This window comes from uncultured Selenomonas sp., from assembly GCA_905372355.1.
Taxonomy (GTDB): Bacteria; Bacillota; Negativicutes; order Selenomonadales; family Selenomonadaceae; genus Selenomonas.
On record CAJPOT010000012.1, the window covers coordinates 1 to 21,781 of the forward strand.

The window sequence follows — 21,781 nt, forward strand, 5'->3', positions numbered from 1 at the left end:
CTCTTCCTTTGCTGCCTTCCCCGTCTGCTCTGGCATTTGCGCCGCCCAAGGAGCGCATTGAGGCGAGCCTTCGCTCGGAAGCGCGCCCTGACTATCCGCCTGACCTCATTGAGGAAGACGTCGAGGGCAGCGTCACGATCAAGATCTTCGTTGCGTCCGATGGCTCGATCGAAGATGTCGCCGTCATCTCGTCCTCGGGCTACGCCGCGATGGACAGTGCGGCGGTGGCTGCAGGCTATCGCTTCACGTTCAACCCCGGCGACGGCGGTGCACGCGGCGTCTGGACAAAGACGTTTCACTTCCGCCTGAACTGAATTTATGGAAGAAGGATATATTTTGCAAAGCAAGAAAAAGAAGATGCTCACTCTCGCCATCGCGACTGCATTTATGGCGACATCCGTCCCCGCTTGGGCGGCGCAAATGCCAGAGCAGACGGGGAAGGCAGCAAAGGAAGAGTCTTCTGCTGTGCCTGTGGCAGCGGCAGAAGACGATCATGCGCTTGAAGATACCGTCGTGACAGCGACGCGCCGCGAGAAGCGCGACATCGACGTGCCGGCGGCGACCATGGTCATCACAGGTGAGGCCATCAAGGAGAGCGGCGCCGCCGATGCAGCGGACGCGCTCGCCAAGGTCAACGGCTTCGCCTACAAATCCTTCGGCCCTTCCGGAGCCTCGATGGGAACGATGAACAACGAGCTGAACGTGCGCGGCTTCAAGAGCGGCACCCTCGTGCTCATGAACGGCAATCCTATCTCATGGCGCGGCAAGTACAACCTCGACCAGATCCCTGCCGATCAAATCGAGCGCATCGAGGTCGTCAAAGGCTCGGGATCCGTCCTCTACGGCAGCGAGGCGATGAGCGGCATCGTGAATATCATCACGAAGAAAGGCGCGAGCAACGCGGCGCATGTTGGCTTCGGCAACTTCGGACAGCGCCAGTACGGCGTGAGTGCAGGCGACGATCGCTTCGGCGTCTACTACAATTACGACAAGTGGGGGCATCTGAACGGCCTTGCCGAGACGGACGTCATATCTACGAAGTTCAAAGGCTCGACGCGCACCGACTTGCGCGATGTGGAGAAGACGAGCGCGGGGCTGACATACCATATCAATCCGCAGCTGGATTTCCTCTTCGGCTACTACAAGACGGAGGCGACCTACCTGCGCTTCGTCGACCGTGTGGATCGCACGTCCTCGGGCGTGCGCCTCGGCGATCCGTTCCATGCACGCACCTACACGACGGAGCAGTACGTGAGCCAGCTCAACTACCACGATCATGCGTGGAAAGGCAGCTTCTACTTCAATACGGGAACGGTGGAAGCGAAGGGGCCGACAGAGATTTCGCGCACGGGTGCGAAGACGCCTGGCGATTGGTACAACACGCGTGAGCGCAATACGACGTACGGCGTCGATCTGCAGCGCACATGGAAGATCGATCCGAAGGCGACCGCCGTACTCGGCTTCAGCTTGGAGCATGAACTCTACGAAGCTCTGCCTGCTCGCTCGACGGCGAATCCCACGAGCTACATGCGCAACAACTGGGGCGTGTTCGGTCAATGGGAGCAGAAGTTCACCGAGCGCGATACGGGCGTCTTTGGCGTGCGCGAGACGTGGACGACAGCGGCGATGCGCGATGAGAACTATCATAATTTCAGCGCCTCGGGTCAGTGGCTGCACAAGCTCGACCACGAAAACAGCCTCTATCTTTCCGTCAGCCAGTCCTTCATCATGCCGAAGTTCGCCCAGATGTACGGTGCGAGCAGCCGCCTCGTGCCTGCACCGGATTTGAAGCCTCAGACGGGCGTTACCTATGAGATTGGCTGGAAGGCGAAGCATGCAGGACATACGTGGAAGGCGGCGCTCTTTCACATGGACGTGAAGGACAACATCACGGCGACTTGGAAACCGCGGGAGGACAGGTACCAGTACACGAACGAAGATTTTCGCAACACGGGACTGGAACTTTCGTGTGAGACGCAAGGAAAGCACGGCTTTTCGTGGAACTGGGGAGTCACATGGCAGAATCCCGAGACGAAGGGCAGCAAGGGCACGGACTGGGAGCGCACCTTCGGCAAGCTGCAGCTTACGGGCGGCGTTCTCTACAAGAAGGGCAAGTGGAGCTCGTCGCTTACAGGCTCCTACCTTGCAGGCCGCGTGCAGTCGCCGTCGAGCGAGCCCGCCTATGCGTGCAAGCCGTACTTCCTCACGAGTTGGAGTACGGCCTACCATCCCGACGAAAGAAGCGAGATTCGCCTGACCGTGGAAAACGTGCTCGACCGTGCGGATGTGACGTCGCATACGGGCGCGAACTACCGCGTTGCGCCGACGAACTTCATGTTGAGCTGCAACTATACGTTTTGAGAAATTATCGATGAGAGGGCGGCATGGAGCATCTGCATTCTTCGACGCTTTCGGACAGGGGGGAGAGATGTGCAGGAGCTTTTGAACATCTCAGATCATGCGTGCGATACGCTGGGTGTCCTCGACGGTGATCCGTCGCGCCTTGCTGCACTTTTGCAGCAGGGCGGCCTTTCCGGCATCGAGCTGATGGTCACGGGCTATGGCGATCCGGCTTTCTTTCCGACGGAAGCGATTCAAGGCGTGCATCTGCGCTTCTGGCCGAACTGGCTCGATTTCTGGCTGGGCAACGAAGAGGAACTGCAAAAGGAGTTTGGCAGCAGAGAGAACGTCGCTGCCGTCTTCGGGGAGAATCGCGCAGAGTGGCTCGCGCTTTGGCGCGAGAACATGCGCACGGCGGCGCGTGTCGGGGCACGCTATGTCGTCTTTCATGTAGCGAATGCGCGCAGCTGGGAGATGAAGTGCCGCCATTTCGCCTATGGATCGGTGCAGGTCATTGACGCTACGGCGGAAGTGGTGAACGCCATCTCGGATGTTCTTCCTGAGGAGTGTTTGCTGCTCTATGAAAACCTCTGGTGGCCGGGATTGACGCTGACCGAGCCGAAGCTCGCCACGCGTCTGCTCGAAAAAACGCATCATGAACGCACAGGATTCGTGCTCGACACGGGCCACATGATGAATACGAATACGAGTCTGACGAATGAGGAGGAAGCTGTCCGATATATTCTGCAAAAGGTGGAAAATCTCGGCTCTTTGCGAGAAAGGATCTTTGCCATGCATCTGCACCGATCACTTTCGGGCGATTTCGTGCAAAGGAGCATGGTTGAGGCGCAGAAGGAGGAGATGCGGACACTGTCCTTTGAGGAGGGGTATCGTTACGTCTCGGCAGTCGATCGCCACGAGCCATTCGAGACTGCAGCTGTGCGTCGCCTGATCGAGGCGGTCGCGCCCGAGTTCCTCGTGCATGAGTTTCTGATTTCCTCGTGGGAGGAGTGGCAGAAGAAGGTGAAGAAGCAGAAAAACAGTCTTTGGGGAGGTGATGCATCGGAATAAAGAGAGATGTAAGTTTGTTGTTTATCTAGGAGAAGGAGTGTATTTTTATGAAGTTGAAGAAAATTGCTGTAAGCTTGCTGCTGGGCGCAACTCTCGCCGCTGGAAGTGCCGTATGCGGTGCGGAAGGGCTTGATTGGATCACGCCGCAGGATATGTCGCTTGGCGGCGTGGAGCCGGGAATGTCACTTGACTATGTGGAGAGCATTTACGGACCGATGAAAGATGTGCAGTCGCATTACGTCGAGCATCTCTTCGGCTACGGCGACACCGTGAAGATCGTGCCATCGGCGGATGGTATGAGTGTGAAGTCCGTCCTCGTCAAGGGAAACAACGGCTGGGCGACGCCTGCAGGTGTGACTGTCGGCATGGATGCTTCGATCTTGCAAAAAATCTATGGCACGGGTGCAGTCGACTCGACGAAGCATAAGAAACACCGTATGCCAGGCTACGACTATTACACGTATTGGCAGACAGACAATCCGTTTCACTATCTGACCTTCGGTGTCAAGAACGGCAAGATCGCCTTCATCAAGGTCGGTTTGATGCAGAAATAAGATATGGAAATCCGTGTAGAAGATCTCGAAAAATCGCTTGATGGTCGCAAGATCATCGAGCGCATCAATCTCGCAGTCAAGGACAAAGAAACTGTTGGCATCATCGGACCGAACGGCAGCGGCAAGAGCACGCTCTTGAAGTGCATCTACCGCGTGCTGGAGCCGGAATTGGGCAAGGTCTTTCTCGGTGGCGATGAACTGCGTGATCTCTCGGTGCGCGAATCGGCGATGCGTCAGGCCGTACTCGCGCAGCATCACAGCACGGGATTTGACTTCACGGTGCTCGAAGTCGTGCTTATGGGCAGAAGCCCCTACAAGGGCATATTAGAGCGATACAACGAGGATGATTTCGCGCTCGCTCATAAGTATCTCGCATTCACGGGCATGGAAAGGTTCGCCAAGAGCTCGTTTGCGACGCTTTCGGGCGGCGAACAGCAGCGCGTGATGCTCGCGCGTGCGCTCACGCAGTCGACGCCGTGTCTCATCCTCGATGAACCGACGAACCATTTGGACATCCGCTATCAGCTGCAGGTCATGGAAAATGTACGGCAGATGAATCTCACGGTCATCGCCGCCATTCACGACCTCAATATTGCCGCCGCTTACTGCGATCGTCTGATCGCCATGCGGCGCGGTCATATCATTCGGGAGGGGACGCCGAGGGAGTTGCTGACGGAAGAGTTTATCTATGAGCTTTACGAGGTTCATGCGCGCGTCGTAGAACTTGATGACGATGCCGTCGTTATTTCGTATCGTTTGTAAGGGGAGGAATCCACTATGATGGAAAAGGAATGGCTGCTGAACAATCCACATCTGACAGCGGAAAAGATGAGCCCGATTGAGGAGCGCATCCCTGCGGCTCGCGCGGAGGTGCATGAAGGACTTTCGCGTGCGAAGGGCATCCTTGGGGAAGAGGGCTACAAGAAGTACCTTGCGCCGCTGCAGAATCTCGCGAAGAGCGGCACGACACTCCTCGTCACGGTACGCACAGCGCGTGAGCGCACGATGCTCGTGAAGGAGTGCCTGCCCGCTTTGAAGGAAGCCTTCGGTGCAAACGTCGTCAAGGTCGTTGCCGTCTGATATGGGCGATGAGGAAATGCACACGCAGCAGTTGACGCAGGAAGAGTGTGAGCGGTATTCGCGCCAGATGCTGCTTGCGGGTGTTGGCGAGGCGGGGCAGCGGAAGCTTCTCGCCTCGAAGCTTTTAATTGTAGGCGCGGGCGGGCTTGGCTCGCCTGCGGCGATGTATCTCGTGGCATCGGGCGTCGGCGAGATCGGCGTTGTCGACGATGATGACGTCGACATCTCCAATTTGCAGCGCCAGATAGCGCATCGGTCGGTGGATGTTGGCAGGAAGAAGGCGGATTCGATGGCGAGGGCGCTCGCCGCGCTTAATCCCGCTGTGCGCGTTAACGTCTATCGGGAGAGACTTTCTGAGGACAATGCCGAGGATATTCTCTGTGACCGCAGCTATGACTTCGTTCTCGACTGCACGGACAATTTCCCCGCGAAGTTTCTCATCAATGATGCCTGCGTGCGTCTGCATAAGCCTTTTTCTCATGCGGGAATCACGGGATTCAGCGGGCAGATCATGACCGTCCTGCCAGGAGAAAGCCCGTGCTATCGCTGCATCTTCGAGGATGTGCCCAAAGAGGGGACAGTGCCGACGAGTCGCGAAATCGGCGTTCTGGGCGCAGCGGTAGGCGTCATGGGATCTTTGCAGGCGGTTGAGGCTGTTAAGTATATTCTGGGCATCGGGGATCTTCTTGTTGGGCGATTGCTGATTTACGACGCGCTGACGATGAGGTTTCGTGAAGTGGAATTGCCAAAGCGGAATGAGAGATGTGCCGCTTGTAATGAGGAGGTGATGTCGCAAGAGTTCTGATGCGATGCGTATACGGTGAAATCATATTACAAGGGAAGGAATCAAAATCAAGATGTACAAAAGGATTAGAAAGAACAAGGAGAAGTTTTTGGCATTTGCCGTTTCCTGTATGGTACTCGGCATGCCGCAGGCATTTGCAGCGGAAAATACGGGGGGGGGTATATCTGAGGCTGAGGAAAATGTGACTGTATCGAAGGATTCGCAAGAAGCGGCCTCGGCAAAGGATTACGACCTCGGTGGCACAATTATCTCGGCGGATCGCCGTAAAATCAAGAATCCCTACACGACGGGCGGCGATGTCAACGTCATCACGCGCACGGATATTGAGAAGCACAATTATTCGACGATACAGGATGCCTTGAAAAATATTCCCGGCGTGCGTATTTCTACACCAGGCTATCGCGGTGGTGAATATGGCTACGAGGCCTTCAATACGGAGTTTACCATCAATGGTGAGGGAAGCATCGTCGTTCTCGTTGATGGCAGTCGCATCGACAATGACGCGAATGCTTTTGCGGGAAATAAATCGCGCGTCAATCTCAGCACACTGCCCGGCATCGACAATGTAGAGCAGATCGAAGTTATCAAAGGCAGTGGTGCTGCCATCTATGGCGCGGATGCTGCAGGAGGCGTTATTTCCATCACGACACGCCACGGCACGTCGAAGCCGCGCACGACACTGAATCTTTCGACAGGTTCTTGGGGGCATCATCGCTACGCACTCACGCATACGGGTTCGGAAGATGATGGTACGATCAAGTATGCCCTTTCTGTCAGCCGTGAGATGAGCGGTGACACGAAATACAAGGATGTCTATACGGGAAAGTCGGAGCGCTTCAATAATACGCATTATAAGAGCGACAACGCTGCTTTCAATCTCAGAAAAGATTTTGATGCAACGCACAGTTTGTCACTCAATTATTACTATGCTAACGAAAGGGCGCACTATCCCATCACGGCGCCGGATTATCGAAATATGGAATCTTTTTACAATGGCACGATGGCGCCTGTTGATCCAGTGAAGCATCGCTACATCGGGCTGAACAGTAGGATTCCCGGCTATCGCAACATCTTCCTCTATGATGCATGGCTGGGTTCGCACGATGAGACGTTGACAAACAACGTGTCGCTTAAGTATGTCTTCGATAAAACGGATGAAGGGGCGGAAAGCTTCGTGCGCGTGTTCCGCAACTACACTCGCTACAACATGGCGGATTATGCGGGCATGTGGAATGTTCCTTATCCGTATATTTCGGAGTTCTGGGAGAATGCGAAAGCGAACCCTGGAATCCACAAGGACGTCGAGCAATCGACAGGCGCATCTGTGCAGTTGGCAAAGCATATTGACCGACATAGCCTAACGGGGGGCATCGACTATCGCAAAAGCGAATATGAGGGCTGGACTTCACGAGGGACAAGCGATACGAGCCGCACGCTTTGGGATCTTTATTTGCAGGACAAGATACGTCTCAGCGACAAGTTTGCCTTGACGCCGGGACTTATTTACACGCATTACGGAAGTGGGAAATATAAGAAGACGAATTTCGAGTCTTCGCAAAAGTTGAGTTTTTCCCTTTACGGCAGTTACGATTTCGACAAGCAGTCCAATGCATATTTTTCTGCTGTACAGATTTTTAAGCCTGTGACAGGACTGGATCGCTCGCGTCAGTTCGCTGGCGATGTCTTACAAGACGAAAAGGGGTGGAGCTATACGCTGGGGGCGAGCCGTCACTTTACGGAGCGTGATACAGCGGAAATCAACTACGGCGTTACCGACATGAGCAATGCCATTGGCCGCTACAGCATCCATGATGGTTCGGATTGGGTACGTTATTCGGTTAATGCCAAGCGTAAGAAACAGGCTTTGAACTTGGCGTATACGCATCGCTTTGACAATGCGTGGTCGCTTGGTTTGTCTTATAGCTGGGTCAATGAGACGTTTTCGACGAAAAATGTGCGCCGTAATCCAGATGGGACGAATCCGGATGATTTCATCAACGCTTACCGTCCGCGCAACATTTATCGCACGCATTTGATGTACGATCGGGATCGTTGGTTTGCCGATCTTTCCTATACTGTTTATTCGGGCAACGATACGCGATTCTTCTCAGACTCACATTTCGATCTGCTTGATCTTTCCGTGAATTATCGAGTGGCCGAAGATTGGCAGTTGTATCTGAACGTCTACAATATCTTGAATACGACATATGAGACTCGGGCTTTGGCAGTCTATGGACCCGGCGCTTTGCCGGAAGCGGGACGGAGTTTCATGCTCGGTGCGAAGTATACGTTCTGATGGAGACGGGTTTGATGAGAAAATGCGCTTTTCTAGGAGTAGTCACTCTCGTCTGCCTCGTTTCCTCGGGCTGCCTTTTTGGCGGCGAAATGCCTCCTTCCATTGAGGAAGGAGGCGTTTCTATCGTGAATTACGATTCGACGGGCAGTGAGATTACAGAAGTCTTCGCACATCCACCGGAACGCGTTGTTGCCATTTGGCAAAATGATGTAGAAACCATTATTGCACTGGGCGCGGGAAATACGCTTGTCGCTGCTGTCGGTGTGCCATATGTCGAATGTTTGCTGCCCGAATATCGTGAGGCGTATGAAAAAATTCCTTTGCGTCAGATGGTGATGCCAAGCGTGGAAGAAATTTTGATGCTGAAGCCTGATCTTATCATAGGATGGTATTCTACGTTTTCTGATCGCGTGACGAAATCAACTGCATTTTGGCACGAGCGTGGCATCCATACCTACATGCCGGCATCTTCCATGGGGAGGCCGAGCGGCAATACCGTCGAGGGCGAATGTGAATACATCCGCGACCTCGGGCGCATCTTTGACCGCGAGGAACGCGCGGAAGAACTCGTTTGTCAGATGCAGGAGGAGATTCGCTATGTGCAGGAAAATACGCGAGGGAAAGAACGACCGCGCACGCTCATTATAGAGCGCATGGGCAACCAGTTCATGAGTTATGGCAAGGATACGCTGGCTGCTGACATTCTGCGGCATGTGAATGGCGATCCTCTGTCTTATGAGCGCTACATCGGCTTTGAACAGGTCGTCGATGCGAATCCCGAGGTGATTTTCCTCATCGTGAGTGAGGATCGCTACAGGGAAGCGGAGACAATCAAGGCGGAGTTCATGGACGATCCTGCTTTCCAAGATATTCAAGCCGTGCAGAACAACAGAGTCTATGTCTTGCCGCTTTATATGGTCTATGCGAGCGCGACGCGCACGTATGATGGTATTCATGCCATGGCGCACGGGCTACATCCGGAGCTTTACGAGGAGGTGGGGAAGTGAATAAGGAATGGAAAGGACGAACCTTGTTTTTTCTGTTGCTCACGGTGCTCGTCGCGGAGCTTTTCCTTTGTCTGGGCATCGGTTCGGTGCATCTAAGCTATGATGCGATTTATGCAGCTGTCAAGGAGGGAATATTCGGGCCTCTTCCCGTGACGGCGCCCAAGCAGGGCCCTGTGCATGACATCATATGGATGCTGCGCATGCCGCGTCTCCTACTTGCGGCATGCACGGGGGCAGGACTTGCGGCGTGCGGCGTCGTCATGCAGGCGATTGTCAAAAATCCGCTGGCCGATCCGTATATCCTAGGCGTATCGTCGGGTGCGTCCCTTGGCGCTGCGGCGGCAATCCTTCTGGGACTAGGCACGTGGCTTGGCACGAATTTCGTCGGTGTCGCGGCCTTTTTCGGTGCTTTCGGTGTCTCGCTGCTTGTGCTTATTGTGGCGAATATCCGCGGTACAGCTGACCCCGTGCGACTCTTGCTCGCGGGCATGGCGCTTTCTACGGCGTGCTCGGCGATTTCGAGCTTCATCATCTACTTTGCCAACGATAAGAGCGGTGTTCAGTCTGTGATTTTTTGGCTCATGGGCAGTTTTGCGGGTGCACGCTGGGAGATGATGGCGGCAATCATGCTCGTTACGTTGCTCGGCGTGGTGTTCTTTTGGACGCAGAGCTCGGTTCTCGACCTCATGCTTCTTGGGGATGCCGAAGCGGTGACGCTCGGCAGGAATCTCAAGCGATACCGCGAAGTTTATCTTGTGCTCAGTTCGCTCGTCATAGGATTTCTCGTCTATGCGGCAGGCATGATTGGCTTCGTTGGCCTCATTGTGCCGCATGCCGTGCGCTTCTTTACAGGGGCAGGACATCGTGCTCTCTTGCCTTTGGCGAGCGTCACTGGCTCCATCCTCATGGTCGGTGCTGACGCACTTGCACGCAGTCTGATTCCGCGTACGGAAATCCCCGTCGGGTTGATTATTGCTCTGATTGGTGCGCCGGTCTTTGTCTATCTGATTGTCAAGCGCAATTACAGTTTCGGCAGCAGAGAATAAGGCCTGAAAGTTTGAAAATGATTCGGGCAGTCGCGTTGATACGGTGCGCGTCTGCTCGAATTTTTTATGTGCGCTTATGGTCGAATTTTCATCGGTTGAGGAAATGACGTTCATCGTGTAGAATAAGGAGTAGGTTTGGAAGTGTGTATACATTCGACACTTCCTTGCAAATCAAAGGAAAAGAGGCTTTATCGTGAAGAAAATCATATTGACAGGTGACCGTCCTACGGGGCGGCTTCATCTCGGACATTACGTCGGCTCGCTCAAGCGGCGCGTGGAACTGCAGAATTCGGGAGAGTACGATGAAATATACATCATGATAGCCGATGCGCAGGCATTGACCGACAATATGGACAATCCTGAGAAGATCCGTCAGAATATCATCGAAGTCGCGCTCGACTACATGGCATGCGGGCTTGATCCGGCAAAGACCGTGATGTTCGTGCAGTCTGAGGTGCCGCAGCTCTTCGAGATGACGGCTTACTATATGAATCTCGTGACGGTTTCGCGTCTGCAGCGCAATCCGACGGTCAAGGCGGAGATTCAGATGCGCAACTTTGAGACGAGCATCCCCGTGGGATTCTTCACCTATCCGATCAGCCAGGCGGCAGACATCACGGCGTTTCAGGCGACGACCGTCCCTGTGGGCGAGGATCAGGAGCCGATGTTGGAGCAAACGCGCGAAATCGTGCGCAAGTTCAACGAGGTCTATGGCGAAACCCTCGTCGAGCCGCAGAGCCTGCTCGCCTCGCAGAAGGCGGCGATGCGTCTTCCCGGCACAGACGGCAAGGCGAAGATGTCAAAGTCCCTTGGCAACGGTATCTACATCTCCGATTCGGCGGCGGAGGTGAAGAAGAAGGTCATGTCGATGTACACCGACCCCGACCATATCCGCGTCGAAGATCCCGGCAAGATCGAGGGCAATACGGTCTTCACCTATCTCGATGTCTTCTCGCGTCCCGAGCATTTCGAGAAGTTCCTGCCCGAGTACGAGAATCTCGATGCCTTGAAGGCGCACTACAGCCGCGGCGGCCTCGGCGACGTCAAGGTCAAGAAGTTCCTCATCGCGGTATTGGAGGATGAGCTGGCACCGATCCGCGCACGCCGCAAGGAGCTTGAAAAAGACATCCGCGCTGTCTATGCTGTGCTCGCCGAAGGCAGCGAAAAAGCGCGCAAAAAAGCCGCCGCAACGCTCGAAGCGATGAAGGCGGCGATGAAGATCAATTATTTCCAAGACGAGGAATTGATCGCTGAGCAGGTAAAGCGGTTTACGAGCGAGGCGTAGGGGCTGCTTGATGATCCATCACGTTTGCAATCTGGATAAATCTCTGTTTTCTCTCGTTGAGGCGAATATACAGTCAGATGAAGTGGTATTTACTGAAGAGCGGATGGCACATGTTCGGATTCAGCATGGGAATGATTTTTTCCTATTCAAGGAGCGCTTGGCAGAAGCGATTATGAATCCAGACTATATATTGGCATCTGCTTTTCCACATACGGCAATGATTTTGAAGGAATTTCATAGCGATGGAAAACGTTTGAATCTCATTTTGCGATTAGCCGTGGTGAGCGATAATTCGAAGAGGAAGAACTCAATTATTACTTATCATGTATTAAGTGGCAAGAAATGGGAGAAATATTTGCGAAATAAAAAAATCCTTTACAGAAAGGCGAGTATCATATAAGATGAAAGTAGAGAAGAGAACATCTGAGGTGGTAAATTTCGTGTCGACCACACGCCGATGGCATGACAGGGGAAACCCGAGAGATGCAGGGGCATGGCACGCCTGCCGGATGTTTTCTTGGCTCGGTTGCCGCTCAGAAATGGGCGGCTTTTGTTTTAGGAAATTTCTTCTTGCACAGTGACAACATATATGCTATCCTATAGAGCATAACTTCAAATTGCAAATGCGTTGCAGAGGAATAGTAGGCGTCGTGGAATGGATAGAGAGCCGCTGGCTGGTGGAAAGCGGAGAGGAAGCGCCGTCGAACTCGCCTTGAAGCAGCTCGCTGAAACCGACATGGAGTAGGCGGAGCCGGTGCCTGACCGTTAGAGCAGGAGGATATGATGGTATCCGTTAAAGTGCGCGCTTCGGCGCGAAATTGAGTGGTAACACGTAAGCATTGCCTTTCGTCTCTTTGGGGATGAAAGGCTTTTTTTATGAAGAGGCATGTAGGAGGCGTTATTTATGAAGAATTTCACAAAGTACGAGAAGCAGTATTTTCTGCCGCCTGAGATAGATTTGAGCTGGCTCAAGAAGGAGCATCCGACGAAGGCGCCAACGTGGTGCAGCGTCGATCTGCGCGACGGCAATCAGGCGCTGATCATCCCGATGAGTTTGGAGGAGAAGCTGGAATTTTACAAGATGCTCGTGAAGATCGGCTTCAAGGAGATCGAGGTGGGATTTCCTGCCGCATCCGATACGGAGTTCGCGTTCCTGCGCCGCCTCGTAGAGGACGATCTGATCCCCGACGACGTGACGGTGCAGGTCTTGACGCAGGCGCGTGAGCATATCATCAAGAAGACGTTCGAGGCGCTTGACGGTGTGAAGAACGCCATCGTCCACGTCTACAATTCGACGTCGGTGCCGCAGCGCGAGCAGGTGTTCCACAAGTCAAAAGAAGAGATCAAAAAGATTGCCGTCGAGGGAGCGAACCTCCTCGCCGAGCTTACGGCGAAGGCGGGCGCCGACTATCGCTTCGAGTATTCGCCCGAGAGCTTCACGGGCACGGAGCCGGAGTATGCTCTGGAAGTCTGCAACGCCGTGCTCGACGTCTGGCAGCCGAAGCCGGAGCGTCCTGCAATCATCAACATCCCTGTGACCGTGCAGCTTTCGATGCCGCATGTCTATGGCATGCAGGTCGCCTATATTTCGCAGAATCTCAAGTACCGCGATGCCGTCCGACTGTCCCTGCATCCGCACAACGACCGCGGCTGCGGCGTGGCAGATTCGGAGCTCGGCATCTTGGCGGGCGCGGAGCGCATCGAGGGCACGCTCTTCGGTAACGGTGAGCGCACGGGCAATGCGGACATCGTGACGCTTGCCATGAACCTCTTCGCGCTCGGCGTCGATCCCGAGCTGGACTTTTCCAATATGCCCGAGCTTGTCGAGCTTTACGAGCGCGTGACGCGCATGAGTGTCCACGCGCGTCAGCCGTATGCGGGCGAGCTGGTCTTCGCCGCGTTCTCTGGCTCGCATCAGGACGCGATCGCCAAGGGCATGAAGTGGCGCGAGGAGAAGCATCCGAAGTTCTGGAATGTGCCGTACCTTTATATCGATCCGAAAGATGTCGGGCGCGAGTACGACGGCGACGTCATCCGCATCAACAGCCAGTCGGGCAAGGGCGGCGTCGGCTATCTCTTGGAGCAGAAATTCGGGCTTGATTTGCCGAAGAAGATGCGCGAAGATCTCAGCTACTTCGTCAAGGGCGTTTCCGATCGTGGACATAAGGAGCTTCTGCCCGAAGAGGTGCATGAGCTTTTCCAGAAGGAGTACGTCAATGTCGATGCGCCTGTGCGGCTCGTCGATTTCCTACTGCGCAAGGCGCCGGACGGCGTACGCGCGGGCGAGGTGCACATGGAAATCGAGGGCAAGCCCGTGACGTACCAGGCGCGCGGCAACGGCCGCCTCGATGCCATCAGCAACGCTTTGCAGGAGAATCTCGGCATCTCCTATAAAAATCTGACGTACAACGAGCACGCGCTTGAAATCGGCTCAACTTCGCGCGCTATGGCATACATCGGCATTACGGCGGAGAATGGCAAGGTCACATGGGGGGCAGGAATGGATACGGACATCATCACGGCATCGGCAATGGCGCTCGTCAGCGCCATCAACCGCATGAAAGCGGGCAAATGAGGACGCTGGTGACCATCGTCCTCACGAGTATCGTGACGACGCTTTTGCTCGCGGCGCTCTCTGCAGGTGCTTTTATCTATGTTGTCGACGGTTACTTCGTCGACCTCGCCTTGGAGCGCGGCAGTGGCGGCGATCCGCTGGCGCCGCCCGTCATCGCCGCGAGTCTTTCCGACCCCAATGTCCATCTGCCAGAAAAGCCTGAGGCGAAGAGTGAGGATTGGACGCTTCGCTCCTTTGACGGACTGCATCTTGCGGCGACACACTTTTCGCCCGCTGCACCGAGTCATCGCTGGGTCGTGCTGCTGCACGGCTACGGGCGCAGTCAGGCAGATGCGTGGGATTATGCCGAAGCGTACATCGAGCACGGCTATCATGTCCTGACGCCGGATTTGCGCGCTTCGGGCAAGAGCGAGGGCAAATATGTGACGATGGGAACGTTTGAAAGCCGTGATGTTGTCGCATGGGTTTCGCGCATCGCCGAGGTTGACCCTGCAGCGCGTGTTGTGCTGCACGGCGTTTCCATGGGAGGGGCGACGGCGCTTCTCGCGGCAGGGCGGGACGATGTGCCGCTGAACCTTGCTGCTGTCGTCGAGGACTCGGGCTATACGAGCGCAGAGGATATGTTCGTGCGCAAGATGGAGGGCTTCAATCTGCCGGCCTCCGTCATCATGCGCGGCGTGGACTACATGAGCCGTGAGAAGACGGGCGTCGCGCTCTCCGACGCTTCGGCGCTCGATGCCGTGCGCCGCACGAAGACACCAACGCTCTTCATCCATGGCACGTCCGACCTGCTCGTGCCCTACGGTATGATGCAGGAATTGGCGGCGGCGTCGAGTGCGCCGCAGAAGGAATTGCTGACGGTCGAGGGCGCGTGGCACGCGGCGGCGAAGGCGAAGGATCCGGAGAATTACTACCGCCACGTCTTCGCCTTTGCTGATCGCTGGACGAACTGAGACTTGGGCGGCGGACGCTGCTTAGACTTTCGGCTTTGCGGGTGTTTTGCTGTTGGCGCGGTTTTTGCTGTAGGAAGGAATGAGTTTATGCGGGCAGTCGTGACGAGGGTGAAGGAGGCCGCCGTCTCCATTGACGGCGCAGTGACGGGCGAGATCGGACAGGGCTTTCTCGTCCTTCTGGGCGTGGGGCCGACAGACAGGGAAGAAGAGGCGAAGCGCCTCGCAGAGAAAATCTGCCGTACGCGCGTCTTTTCCGACGTAGCGGGAAAGATGAATCTCGCGCTCGAAGATGTCGGCGGCGCGCTCCTCGTCGTCTCGCAGTTCACGCTCTACGCCGACCTTTCGAGCCGCCGCCCGGGCTTTTCCAAGGCCGCGAAGCCCGCGATTGCCGAGCCGCTCTACGAGAGTTTCATGGCACATTGCCGCGCTCTGGGCTTTCGCGTTGAGCACGGCAGTTTCGGCGCAGATATGCAGGTCGCATCGGTCAATGACGGGCCTGTGACGCTGTTTTTTGATACGGAGTGAGAGAATCCCCGCCCAACTTGGATTGCTCTCTGCTAAGCGGACAAGAAAATAAGCCAATGTCGTAGAATCACGCTGATTTATGCGGTTTTGCTCCATATTTCGTATGGAGTAAAACCGCTTTTCTGTTATATGCGCCTATGGTTGCAAAAGTGTATATATTGATCTGCAGGCGGGGTATTTTTATGGCGAAGAAGGGGATTTCATCCAATAGTGTGCTATAATACAGAAAGACATAAGAATCAAGACAGGAGGACGATTCCTTGAAAAAAACTTTGGAGGATGCCGTTGTCGTTTTGAACCGCGCTATATTGCCCGACATCTGGCAGATGGAGCTTCTCTCGCCGAAGATTGCGGCGGGGGCAGAGCCGGGGCAGTTCGTCATGGTGAAGAAGCCGAAGAGCGCGCATCTTCTGCGCCGCCCGTTCGGCGTGGCGGACATCGACGACGAGAAGGGGACGATCACGCTCTTTTATCGCATCTTGGGCGAGGGGACAGCGGAGCTTTCCACGCTGCGACCAGGCGAAACTCTGAGCGTCGAGGGCGCACTCGGTACGGGCTTTACGCTCACAGACGAGCCTGCGCTTCTCGTCGGCGGCGGCTTGGGACTGGCGCCGCTTCTTTTGCTCGCGCGTCGCCTGCGCGAAAAGCCCGTCGTCATCGTCGCCGCCCGCACGGAGGCGGAAACGTTCTGGACGCGGTTTTTCACGCCGCATGCGAAGGCGGTCTACATCGCGACAGACGATGGCTCAAGTGGCTTCCATGGCTATCCGCTTCACTTGATGCCGCTCGTCCTCTGCGAGAATGAAGTGCATTCCGTTAAAGTCTGCGGCCCTGACCCGATGATGGACGGCATCGCGCGTCTGGCGCGGAGCGCAGGGATTTCCTGCGAGGTATCGTTGGAAAAGCGCATGGCGTGCGGCTTCGGCGTCTGTCTGGGCTGCACCTTCGAGGGGAAGGCGACGGGCAGGAGGCGCAAAGTTTGCACGGAAGGGCCGGTCTTTGCGGCGGAGGAGGTTTTTGAATGAACAGAGAAAGGCTTGCCGTCGAGGTTGCGGGCATCCGCATGGCGACGCCGATCATGGGCGCGTCGGGTACGTTCGGCTTCGGCATGGAGTATGAAGATTTCCTCGACCTCGCGGACGTCGGTGCTGTCGTCTCGAAGGGCATCACGCCGAAGCCGCGTGCGGGAAACGGCGGCGTGCGCATCGCCGAGACGCCCGCCGGCATGCTCAATTCCATCGGTTTGGAGAATCCCGGCATCGAGGCGTTCTGCCATGACATCCTGCCCGAGGCGGCAAAACTGCCGACTTCGTTCATCGTCAACATCAGCGCGGGCACGGCGGAGGAATACGGTGAGATGGCGCAAATGCTCGACGTCGAGGGCGTCGATGGCATCGAGGTCAATATCTCATGCCCGAACGTCAAGGAAGGCGGGATCGTCTTCGGCACTGACCCCAGGCAGGCGGCGCGTGTGACACAGGAGGTCAAAAAGCATACGAAGAAGCCCGTGATCGTAAAACTTTCGCCGAACGTCACTGACATCCCGCAGATGGCGCGCGCCGTCGAGGAAGCAGGCGCGGACGCCGTATCGCTCATCAACACGTTGACGGGCATGGCGATCGATGTCGAAAAGCGCCAGCCGCTCCTCGGCAATATCACGGGCGGCCTTTCCGGCCCTGCCGTCAAGCCCATCGCCCTGCGCATGGTCTATCAGGCGGCGCAGGCGGTTTCGATTCCCGTCATCGGCATGGGCGGCATACAGACGGGCGAGGATGTGGCAGCGTTCCTTCTGGTCGGTGCGAGCGCCGTCGAGATCGGCGCGGAGAATTTCGCGAATCCGCGTGCCGTCGTTGAGGCGGCCGAAGGACTCGATGCGTATTTGGAGCGCCAGGGCATTGAACATGTGCGGGATTTGATAGGAGCGTTGGAACTTTGAGGCCAGGGAAAGGGCGCAGGATGCGCTTCGTCTTCCTCTTTGCGCTGTTCTTCCTGCTCGCGCTCTCTGCTGGCTGCGGCGGAAGGAGCGCCGTCTACCGCGAGCCGCCGCACCATCCCGAGTTCGTTGAGGGCGCGAAGTTCTCGGAGAATCCTGCGAAATTCAAGGGCAAGGAAGTGCAGTTCGTCGCGCGTGTCGTTGATATCGACGGCGCGGCGATGCAGGCGGAGATGCACGAGGGCGGACCGCGCCTCCTCGTCGAGGGCAAGGGCGTCAGCGCCGCCGAGCCGCGCCCGTCGCGCGGCGACTATGTGCGGCTCTATGGCAAGGTGGCGGAAGACGACAGGGCGGGCTATGTCGCCGTCATCGACTCCTACAAAGTCACGGTGCCGCGCTGGAGCGAACTCATGCGCACGTCGAGGAGTCTTAGAAGCGACGATGGTCATGTCGAGGTGCAGATTCTCTCGGCCGTGGCGACACGCAATTCGCTCGAGGTCAAGGAGGGAAATATCTCCCTGATGCCCGAAAGTGCGGCGACGAGGCTTTCGGACATCGCTTTCATCGGCATGACGCTGAAGATTCGCGGCGAGATCGACGACGATGGCGAGGGCGACTTCGACTACCTTGAGCGCAGCGGTCAAAGGATGCGCTCAGGCTTCACGCTCGACTTGGACGGCGATGGCACGGCAACCTTCAAGACGGAGGCGCTTTCCGTGCCGATGGAGTACAAGGAAGCCTTGAAGGCGGTTGGCGCGTCGGGCGACGGCAGTGTCGCCCTGCCCGAAGGAAAGACGTACCGTCTGCGCTATCGTTGACGCTGATGTTGAAGAACGCCCCTGCGCAGCGTCGCGCGGGGATAGCGGAAAATCTATGGTTTTGGGAAAAGGAGCAAGGTATGGACGAAAAGAGCCGAGAGGAACTTCTCGAAGAATATGCGCGGCTGATCGTGCGCATGGGCGTCAATCTGCAAGCGGATCAGCCGCTCGTCATCAACGCGCCGCTCGCGTGCGCTGATTTCGCGCGCCGCGTCGCGGGCGCGGCGTACGATGCGGGTGCGCACGATGTGACGGTCGCGTGGAACGACGAACGGCTCGCGCGTCTGCGCTACGACAAGGCGAAGAAGAGCGTTTTTTCGGAGTTTCCCGAGTGGCGCCGCCGTCTCTACGAGGACAGTGCGGCAGAGGGGGCAGCCTTCGTCACGATTCATGCTTCCGACCCAGAGATCTTCAGCGGCGTCGAGCCAGAGCGCCTGACGCTCGCGCAGCAGGCGGCAGGTGCGGCGCTCCTTGAGTATCGCCAGCGCCTGATGAGCAACAAGAATGCCTGGTGCGTCGTCTCGATTCCGACGGAAAGCTGGGCGAGCAAGGTCTTTCCCGAGGATGCGCCTGACGCTGCCGTTGAAAATCTCTGGCAGGCGATTTTCGCTGCCGTGCGCCTTGCGCCCGGCGAGGATGCGGCTGTGCGCTGGCAGAAGCACATCGAGTTTTTGGCGCGTGCGGCGAATTTCATGAACGACCATGCTTTTTCGCGCTTGGAGTACAAGAACGGTCTCGGCACGAACCTCTCCATCGAACTGCCCGAGGGGCATATATGGATGGGCGGTGCGGAAAAGACACAGGACGGCGTGACCTTCGTTGCCAATATGCCGACGGAGGAAATCTATACGCTGCCCAAGCGTGACGGCGTAAACGGCACGGTCAAAGCGACACGCCCCCTGAACGTCAACGGCAATCTCGTCGAGGGATTTTCGCTGACCTTCAAAGATGGCAAGGTCGTCGACTACAAGGCGGAGCGCGGTGCAGAAATTCTCAAGGAGCTTTTCTCGACCGACGAAGGTGCGAGCTATCTCGGTGAAGTCGCGCTCGTACCCTACGATTCGCCGATCTCGAAGAGCGGCGTGCTCTTCTTCAATACACTTTTCGACGAGAATGCCGCGTGCCACCTTGCCTTCGGCAAAGCCTACCCAACGTGCATCGAGGGCGGCGAGGCGATGACCAGCGTCGAGCTTCTGCAGCGCGGCGTCAACGATTCGCTCGTGCATGAGGACTTCATGGTAGGCTCAAGAGATCTCACCATCGACGGAATCGAGGCGGACGGCACGCGCGTCCCTGTGTTCCGCGAGGGGAATTTCGCCTTTGTTTGAGGACGGCAGACTTCAAGTGCGTCGTATCAATAGAAAAAGCCCGGATTTTCCGGGCTTTTGTTCATCATCGTTGGTGCGGACGAGAGGGTTCGAACCTCCATGCCTTGCGGCACTGGATCCTAAGTCCAGCGCGTCTGCCAGTTCCGCCACGTCCGCATTGTACATTTGACGGTTCTTATTCTAGCATGGTGGTTGGATGCTGTCAAACATTGGGAATCATAATCCTATATTTGTTGAAATAGCAGGAGAAATATGAAATTCATAGAATATTCCATATATGGAAGAATGAATGCGAAATCGTCTTGCTAGAGGTGCAGTTCTGCTTAGGAGGCTGAAACCATGCCGATGTTCAAGAAGTCGATGCTTGTTCTTTTGGCTGTCGTTGCCCTTGCGGCGGGCGGCGCGTTCTATGCAGGGATTCATGGGCAGGAGGAAGTTGTCGAGCTGGACGCGGGCACGGCGCCCGTGCAAGAAGCACAGGCGAAAGAGATCGTTGTTTATGTTGCGGGCGCGGTCAATCATCCGGGCGTCGTGCAGCTCGCTGAGGGCGCACGCGCGAAGGACGCTGTCGACGCCTGCGGCGGCTTTTTGCCGACGGCGGACACGAACGGCGTGAACCTCGCGCAGAAGCTCAAGGACGGCATGCAGGTCACCGTGCCAGAGAAGTCTCCGCAAGGCACGGCGGTGCAAGGCGCGGCGGCAGGAGCGCAGGCAGGGACGGCGAAGCCCCTGCCCGAAGGCATGGTGAACATCAACACGGCGGACGAGAAGGAGCTTGACAAACTGCCGGGTGTTGGCCCTGCCATGGCGAAGCGTATCGTCGAGTACCGCACGGAGAACGGCGCGTTCCAAGCCCCTGAGGAAATCAAACGTGTCAAGGGTATCGGCGATGCGAAGTATGAGAAGATGAAGGACAAGATTGCATTGTGAGGGGAGAAGCAGCGCTTATGAGAGGGCGGACATTCAAGATGGGGCGAGGCAGATATGAATAAACAGACGAAATATGCGATACTGCTTGCTGTTTTTATTGGTGTTCTTATAGGGGCGGGAGTGGCTTATTTTGCATCGCATGTGGGAAGAGATGCGATGTCGTCTGATGTCCGTGAAGAACCCGCTAAAGTCAAAACGCATGAAGAAAAAACGGAAAAGAAAGTTGAGAATATTTATAATATCGGGATCACTGAAGAGGAGTTTCGCCAAAGATTTAATAAAATTGCAGATGAATACGAATTTGATTTACGGTTAACGAAAAAATATGTCTATGAGGGAACTTATGCGAATGTCTATCAAACGCCGCTCGATACTGTGTCCTCAATAGCGATATCTTATGAGCCAAAGACAGGCTTCGTACGAGGCATCTTTATATCGGGAACTCCTGCAACTGATCCTGAGTTAGTTCGGTTCATTTCTGCTATTGTACATGTTACGGCAACGCTAAATCCGGATTTGCCTGATGGTGGAGTGAGAGAACTGTTGCCCAAACTAGGGATATTTGATGGAAAACATACAGACTATAGAACGGTAAACAAAACGACTTCTCGAAACAATATTTCCTATAAACTTCAAGGAACGGGAGGGAAAGGGGTAATATTCTTTGCCGTCGCCAAAGATATCAGTACCGACTCTGATTCATCGGTTCGAAGAGATGACCCTCATAATATCATGGCCGATATGACGAATTATGTGATTTGGGATTATTCTAATCAGAACTCGTATAATGCAACAATGGATACTATGCCAAACAAGAAAAATAGCCCACAAAGTTCATCTGTAGAAATGTCTCTGGGCGGAATCGCTATTGGCGATACAAAAAACAGGGTTTATTCTATGTTGGGAAGAGAATCAAGGATTTCTTATGAAGGCAGCTATAGCGATCCTCGTTACCAATATCCGAATATGGAAGTGGTCATGTCTGGAAATATTGTCACGGCATTTGTTTCTAAAAATGCAATGGTCAAAACGGGACGCGGGATTGGCGAGGGAAATAGTGTTCAAGACGTATTGGCGGCCTATGGTAAGGCGGATATGATTATGGAGTATGATGGCTATCTTCTCTATGAATATAAATTCATCTCTGCGAATGGAAGAAACTGTCTATTGCGCTTTGCGATGAAAAATGGTACGGTCTCGTACATTAGCGGGAGAGTTGCAGAGTAATGGGACGA

Annotated in this window: 21 protein-coding genes, 1 tRNA gene and 1 other annotated feature; of the genes, 21 read left to right on the plus strand and 1 reads right to left on the minus strand. The window is 55.5% G+C overall.

Annotated features, from left to right (window positions below; translation table 11 throughout):
• The 19 genes from QZ177_RS07930 to QZ177_RS08020 form a co-directional block, all read left to right on the plus strand.
• On the plus strand, nt 1-314 hold a 314-nt coding region (locus QZ177_RS07930), incomplete at its 5' end, for a TonB family protein (RefSeq protein WP_294176614.1).
• Between the two features lie 4 nt (nt 315-318).
• On the plus strand, nt 319-2,361 hold the full coding sequence (locus tag QZ177_RS07935) for a TonB-dependent receptor (protein WP_294176618.1): 2,043 nt from the start codon (nt 319-321) through the stop codon (nt 2,359-2,361).
• A 69-nt stretch (nt 2,362-2,430) separates the two neighbouring features.
• A complete protein-coding gene (locus tag QZ177_RS07940) occupies nt 2,431-3,411 on the plus strand; it encodes a TIM barrel protein (protein ID WP_294176622.1) in 981 nt (326 codons plus the stop codon).
• 47 nt (nt 3,412-3,458) lie between these two features.
• A complete protein-coding gene (locus tag QZ177_RS07945; RefSeq protein WP_294176624.1) occupies nt 3,459-3,965 on the plus strand; it encodes a hypothetical protein in 507 nt (168 codons plus the stop codon).
• Between the two features lie 3 nt (nt 3,966-3,968).
• Nucleotides 3,969-4,727, plus strand: coding sequence for an ABC transporter ATP-binding protein (locus QZ177_RS07950; RefSeq protein WP_294176626.1), 759 nt, complete (start codon nt 3,969-3,971; stop codon nt 4,725-4,727).
• A 15-nt stretch (nt 4,728-4,742) separates the two neighbouring features.
• Nucleotides 4,743-5,045 carry a hypothetical protein gene (locus QZ177_RS07955; RefSeq protein ID WP_006191998.1) on the plus strand — a complete coding sequence of 101 codons (303 nt, stop codon included), beginning with the start codon at nt 4,743-4,745 and terminating at the stop codon, nt 5,043-5,045.
• A 16-nt stretch (nt 5,046-5,061) separates the two neighbouring features.
• Nucleotides 5,062-5,850: a HesA/MoeB/ThiF family protein gene (locus QZ177_RS07960; RefSeq protein ID WP_294176633.1), complete on the plus strand. Its 789-nt coding sequence runs from the start codon at nt 5,062-5,064 to the stop codon at nt 5,848-5,850.
• Nucleotides 5,851-5,938: 88 nt separating this feature from the next.
• Nucleotides 5,939-8,146 (plus strand): TonB-dependent receptor, encoded by a 2,208-nt coding sequence (locus QZ177_RS07965; RefSeq protein ID WP_294176634.1) that lies wholly within the window; start codon nt 5,939-5,941, stop codon nt 8,144-8,146.
• Between the two features lie 125 nt (nt 8,147-8,271).
• A complete protein-coding gene (locus tag QZ177_RS07970; protein ID WP_294176636.1) occupies nt 8,272-9,153 on the plus strand; it encodes an ABC transporter substrate-binding protein in 882 nt (293 codons plus the stop codon).
• On the plus strand, nt 9,150-10,199 hold the full coding sequence (locus QZ177_RS07975) for an iron ABC transporter permease (RefSeq protein WP_294176638.1): 1,050 nt from the start codon (nt 9,150-9,152) through the stop codon (nt 10,197-10,199). Before QZ177_RS07970 ends, QZ177_RS07975 begins: the two co-directional genes overlap by 4 nt.
• A gap of 193 nt (nt 10,200-10,392) precedes the next feature.
• Nucleotides 10,393-11,484: a tryptophan--tRNA ligase gene (gene trpS / locus QZ177_RS07980; protein ID WP_265071226.1), complete on the plus strand. Its 1,092-nt coding sequence runs from the start codon at nt 10,393-10,395 to the stop codon at nt 11,482-11,484.
• Nucleotides 11,485-11,494: 10 nt separating this feature from the next.
• Complete coding sequence (locus QZ177_RS07985; protein WP_294176640.1) at nt 11,495-11,884, plus strand: PBECR2 nuclease fold domain-containing protein; 390 nt, start codon at nt 11,495-11,497, stop codon at nt 11,882-11,884.
• A gap of 219 nt (nt 11,885-12,103) precedes the next feature.
• Nucleotides 12,104-12,341, plus strand: a binding site (T-box leader).
• A gap of 47 nt (nt 12,342-12,388) precedes the next feature.
• Nucleotides 12,389-14,059 carry a 2-isopropylmalate synthase gene (locus QZ177_RS07990; protein WP_294176642.1) on the plus strand — a complete coding sequence of 557 codons (1,671 nt, stop codon included), beginning with the start codon at nt 12,389-12,391 and terminating at the stop codon, nt 14,057-14,059.
• Nucleotides 14,056-15,012, plus strand: coding sequence for an alpha/beta fold hydrolase (locus tag QZ177_RS07995; protein ID WP_294176644.1), 957 nt, complete (start codon nt 14,056-14,058; stop codon nt 15,010-15,012). Before QZ177_RS07990 ends, QZ177_RS07995 begins: the two co-directional genes overlap by 4 nt.
• 87 nt (nt 15,013-15,099) lie before the next feature.
• Nucleotides 15,100-15,537, plus strand: a complete 438-nt coding sequence (gene dtd, locus QZ177_RS08000) for a D-aminoacyl-tRNA deacylase (protein ID WP_294176646.1) — start codon at nt 15,100-15,102, stop codon at nt 15,535-15,537.
• Between the two features lie 260 nt (nt 15,538-15,797).
• Nucleotides 15,798-16,562 (plus strand): dihydroorotate dehydrogenase electron transfer subunit, encoded by a 765-nt coding sequence (locus QZ177_RS08005; protein ID WP_294176648.1) that lies wholly within the window; start codon nt 15,798-15,800, stop codon nt 16,560-16,562.
• Entirely contained in the window at nt 16,559-17,473 is a 915-nt protein-coding gene (locus QZ177_RS08010) for a dihydroorotate dehydrogenase (protein ID WP_294176650.1), read from the plus strand. The genes QZ177_RS08005 and QZ177_RS08010 overlap by 4 nt, the downstream gene beginning before the upstream one ends.
• Nucleotides 17,470-18,288 (plus strand): hypothetical protein, encoded by an 819-nt coding sequence (locus QZ177_RS08015; RefSeq protein ID WP_294176653.1) that lies wholly within the window; start codon nt 17,470-17,472, stop codon nt 18,286-18,288. The genes QZ177_RS08010 and QZ177_RS08015 overlap by 4 nt, the downstream gene beginning before the upstream one ends.
• Nucleotides 18,289-18,368: 80 nt before the next feature.
• On the plus strand, nt 18,369-19,616 hold the full coding sequence (locus QZ177_RS08020) for an aminopeptidase (protein WP_294176654.1): 1,248 nt from the start codon (nt 18,369-18,371) through the stop codon (nt 19,614-19,616).
• Between the two features lie 71 nt (nt 19,617-19,687).
• Here QZ177_RS08020 and QZ177_RS08025 read toward each other — a convergent pair.
• Nucleotides 19,688-19,772 (minus strand) — tRNA-Leu (locus tag QZ177_RS08025).
• A 183-nt stretch (nt 19,773-19,955) separates the two neighbouring features.
• Here QZ177_RS08025 and QZ177_RS08030 point away from each other — a divergent pair.
• Nucleotides 19,956-20,546, plus strand: coding sequence for a ComEA family DNA-binding protein (locus tag QZ177_RS08030; protein WP_294176656.1), 591 nt, complete (start codon nt 19,956-19,958; stop codon nt 20,544-20,546).
• A 54-nt stretch (nt 20,547-20,600) separates the two neighbouring features.
• Nucleotides 20,601-21,773, plus strand: a complete 1,173-nt coding sequence (locus QZ177_RS08035) for a hypothetical protein (RefSeq protein ID WP_294176659.1) — start codon at nt 20,601-20,603, stop codon at nt 21,771-21,773.
• Nucleotides 21,774-21,781: the final 8 nt, after the last annotated feature.